At 59.3% G+C, this 3,783-nt stretch carries 6 protein-coding genes and 1 pseudogene; 4 read left to right on the plus strand and 3 right to left on the minus strand.

Annotated features, from left to right (window positions below):
• Positions 1-195: IS3 family transposase (locus ASD99_RS25245; RefSeq protein WP_156389079.1), on the plus strand; the 195-nt coding region annotated here is incomplete at its 5' end.
• Positions 196-539: 344 nt separating this feature from the next.
• On the opposite strand, the pseudogene ASD99_RS34975 reads toward ASD99_RS25245, so the two are convergent.
• Positions 540-639, minus strand: a pseudogene (locus tag ASD99_RS34975) (short-chain dehydrogenase); the annotation flags it as partial.
• A 309-nt stretch (positions 640-948) separates the two neighbouring features.
• Between ASD99_RS34975 and ASD99_RS25255 the strand changes: the two are divergent.
• Together ASD99_RS25255 and ASD99_RS25260 are read left to right on the plus strand one after the other, a co-directional pair.
• A complete protein-coding gene (locus ASD99_RS25255; protein WP_244482784.1) occupies positions 949-1,155 on the plus strand; it encodes a lipoyl domain-containing protein in 207 nt (68 codons plus the stop codon).
• Positions 1,156-1,221: 66 nt separating this feature from the next.
• Positions 1,222-1,608, plus strand: coding sequence for a hypothetical protein (locus tag ASD99_RS25260; protein WP_057145275.1), 387 nt, complete (start codon positions 1,222-1,224; stop codon positions 1,606-1,608).
• Between the two features lie 130 nt (positions 1,609-1,738).
• Here the strand turns inward: ASD99_RS25260 and ASD99_RS25265 are convergent, their stop codons facing one another.
• Together ASD99_RS25265 and ASD99_RS25270 are read right to left on the minus strand one after the other, a co-directional pair.
• Entirely contained in the window at positions 1,739-2,080 is a 342-nt protein-coding gene (locus ASD99_RS25265) for a c-type cytochrome (protein WP_057145276.1), read from the minus strand.
• Between the two features lie 37 nt (positions 2,081-2,117).
• Entirely contained in the window at positions 2,118-2,501 is a 384-nt protein-coding gene (locus tag ASD99_RS25270; RefSeq protein ID WP_056583861.1) for a phasin family protein, read from the minus strand.
• 220 nt (positions 2,502-2,721) lie between these two features.
• On the opposite strand from ASD99_RS25270, the gene ASD99_RS25275 reads away from it, so the two are divergent.
• Positions 2,722-3,546 (plus strand): universal stress protein, encoded by an 825-nt coding sequence (locus ASD99_RS25275; RefSeq protein ID WP_057145277.1) that lies wholly within the window; start codon positions 2,722-2,724, stop codon positions 3,544-3,546.
• Positions 3,547-3,783: the final 237 nt, after the last annotated feature.

Genomic DNA, 3,783 nt, shown 5'->3' on the forward strand with positions numbered 1-3,783 from the left:
AAACGCTTCCACTACGACGATCACGATCAACTGCGCAGACACCTGAATGACTTCGTAGCAGCCTACAATTTTGCTCGCCGCCTCAAGACCCTAAAGGGCCTCACGCCTTACGAGTTCATATGCAAATCATGGACAAATGACCCGCAACGGTTCACCCTAAACCCGATCCAGCAAATGCCGGGACTGAACACCTAGGGAGAGCCTTCGAGAGGTTTGTCAAATCTGGCCTGGGCCTGCTCCGGCACCCAATCGCGCCAGTGGGTCGGCCGGATGTCAACACGGGCGCCAGTGATGGCGTTTTTCCAGCCTTCCCGAGCCCTTGTGCAGGGAAATACGAGCGCATGCGCCCCCTCCTCGTCGAAGACGGCCAGTTCGAGGTCGCGACCAAACGGTGCGCTGAGGATTGGGTTCCACATCGTTCAATGATCCCTCAAGCGCAGGTTCGCGCCTTGATCTGGATCATTTCTGAAATCGCGTGATGCGATCGTGGGCAAGTATGCGTGTCTGTCGTTCCGAGCGGACGAGGTTCCAAATTTGTCTGTGTAGCCGCCATCCACGAGGTGGTAGCTGCCGGTGCTGAAGCTGGCATTGGCAGACAGCAGGAAGCATGTCAGCACCCAGACTTCCCTCTGGTGCTCCCAAGGGGTCGGCTGGATGCAAGGCCGCCGGCTGACCAATCGTTTCAGCATCCAGAGCTCTTCCGATGCCGGCTTTGACGCGAATGTTGTGGCCGGGGTGCTACATCACCGGCCTCTTCGTCAGCCGCAGCCAGAACGTGCTTGGTCGAGACATTGTCACAGGCGCCGATCTGCGCCTGCGCGAGGGCTTGCATCCTGTCTGCTCCTTGATCGTGATCAATGCCCAGCCTGGCGAATGACCTATCATTCTACCACGAAGGAGAATTGTGATGCAGTACTCAAGGTCGATGAGGCGCTATGGGCATCCAGCATGTTGCCCGAGGGCATTCTGGAGCGTTGGTTCATTGCCAGCGGTGACACAATCAAGGCCGGTGAGCGAATAGCCGAAGTTCGCGTTGAAGACGCGCTGCACGAGATCGTCGCTCCGGCAGATGGCCGCGCAACGATTGTCGCCACAGCAAATGCCGTCATCGAACCCGGCTCGATCCTGGCAACGCTGGAGTCCCAGCCTGCGTGAGGCATTCGCCGTCTCACGGCGAAGTTTGCGCTCATCCCTCAACAATAACCTCAAGGATGTATCAACATGCAGGCCCAACATGCCGTCGCCTGGCTGGACCATCGCGAAGCCAAGGTGTTTTTCTTCAACCGTGAGGCAGCCGAGAGCCTGAGGCTCGCCACCACGCTGGCGCATCATCAGACCCATAACAAGGCAGGCACCGTCGACGGCAAAAGTGCACCGGAAAACAATGCCTTCTACCACGAAGTCGTCAAGGCCCTGGAGCCGGCGAAGGAATGGCTGATCGTGGGACCAGGATCGGCAAAGGATGAACTGGCCAAGCATATCCGCCACCACCACTCCCAGTTGAAGGATCGCATCGTCGGCATTGAACCGGCGGATCATCCTACGCAAGCTCAGATCGTGGCCCATGCGCGGACGTTCTTCCGTGCCGCCGACCGGATGTTGCCCTAGATCGATCTGGGCCAGCCTGCTGGCGCCGCAATCGGCCGCGAGGTCGATTGCATGTTACAGAGCGGCTTGCGTGAACTCCGATCGCGCAACGGGCCGTCAGGTTCGTCGCCTGCCTCGATCGTGGCCTCGATCACGGTTGCTGCAAGCTGTTGATGTAAGCGATGATTGCCTCGATCTGGTCGGGGCTCGCAACCCATTCGGGCATGTCCGGATGGCCGGTCGAAATACCCTCGGCGAGGGCTTCCTCGAGATCCGTGATCGGATAGCGCTTCGACAAGGTGCGAAACGCCGGAGCGTCGGGATGGCTGCTTTTGTCGGTTTTTCCAACGGCGTGGCAGCGGGCGCAATTGAACTCAACCAATGCTTGACCGCGTTCTGTCAGGCCGTTGGCCTGTGCAGGCAGCACAGAACCAAGCAACACCGCCGCAAGCGCGCAAACCCATCGACGCCGCCAGCGACCCCCATTGCCCATATAGTCGCTCACGGTTGCAGGCCTCCGCATTTCCGATCTACGCAACTGTCTTCGCCGCCACGTCCTCGATGGCGGTTCTGGCTTCCTTGCGCAAGCGCCTTGCCGTTTCCGACGCCAGCCTGGAGGTCAGCGCTGCGACCTTGCCTGCTTCGATGGCGTATTCCGATGTCGCATTCTGCAGGAAGGCGGAGAAGATGTCGAAGGCATCGTTGAACTCGGAGCCGGCGATGAGATCATCGGCCAGCTTGGCATCCTGCTCATAGCGATGCTTTAGAAACGCCATCGTTTCGATGTGATAGCGCATAATTGCCTTGAAAGCGTGCGCCTGAAGAGACGCCGCGGCGAGGACGACCTTCTGGCCATTTTCCGCCATCGGCAATAGTTGCATGCCGAACTGCGACGGTTCGGGATAGGTCTGCATGATCGATACTCCGTGTGAAGCGACGCAAACAAAAGTCTGCACCACACGAGGCTAACGCCATTCGTCGCCGGGTCGTTGATCCGGATCAACCGGCGTATGACCTTTGCCGGGATTCACGAGCAATCGAGCGCCACTGATCTCATTGCCGCGTTTGACACGCATCAAGGTCGTCGCCCTTCCTTCGTGGCTAGCTCGCTTCAACGCAAAAAGGGTTGCAGCGATGGCCTTCAAAACGATCATGGTTCAGCTGGACGTGGACTGCATCGCCGCGCCACGCATCTCGATGGCGTGGGATCTTGCTCAACGGCATGATGCCGACCTGATCGGCTTCTGTGCGGCCGAGCCGCATCTTGTCATCCCAACCGGCACCGACAATCAGGCCGCCGCGAGGGCGATGTGGTCCCAAATGGAGGAGATTGAAGGTCGCCTCAACTGCCTGAGAGAAGAGTTTCTAAGCACCGTCAACGGCAGCAATCGCTCGTCGTGGCGCGGCGAAATAGGGAATCCGACCGGGCAGCTCGCCCTCAATGCGCGTGCCGCCGATCTAATCATAACCGGCTCGCCGGCGATCGATCTGGTGGCCGACCATCACCGCACCCTGGACACGGCAAGTCTCATCCTTGCAGCCGGCCGCCCAATACTTGTGGCGTCGAAACCCTGTGCCCCGATCAAGGCCGAAAGCATCTTGATTGCATGGAACGACACGCGGGAAGCGCGACGCGCCGTCGTCGACGCCATGCCCTTCTTGATCACCGCCAGGGATGTCGTGATCGCCACCGTGGACAACGGGGATACCAGACCTGCGGAGAAGGTTGCGGACGTCGAACTCTTCCTGACCCGACACGGCGTAAAGGCCCGATCGGAAGTCTTGGATGCACGGCGCTCCGAACCGGCGGAACTGCTCCTCCAGGTCGGCAAGGAGATTGCGGCTGATCTGATTGTTCTGGGTGGCTATGGCCACAGCCGTGTGCGGGAAATGACCTTTGGCGGCGTGACACGTTCCGTCCTGCGCAGCGGATCACTGCATCGGCTCATATCGAACTGATCAAAAAAGACATCTCAGGCTCCGTGATATTGGCATGAATCAAGGTCGGCCTTTCCCGCAAACGGCTACGTTTAATCCTTGCCAAATGCCAAGCAGCGGGGACGGTGCGGCGGCACCAGCGATTGCGCAATAGGCAAAGGGAAGTCGACATGAATTATCAGCGGTTCTTCGAGGAAGCGATCGACCAGCTCCATGCCGAGCGTCGCTATCGCGTTTTCGCCGACCTCGAGCGCATCG

This window comes from Mesorhizobium sp. Root695 (genome assembly GCF_001428185.1).
Lineage (GTDB): Bacteria > Pseudomonadota > Alphaproteobacteria > Rhizobiales > Rhizobiaceae > Mesorhizobium.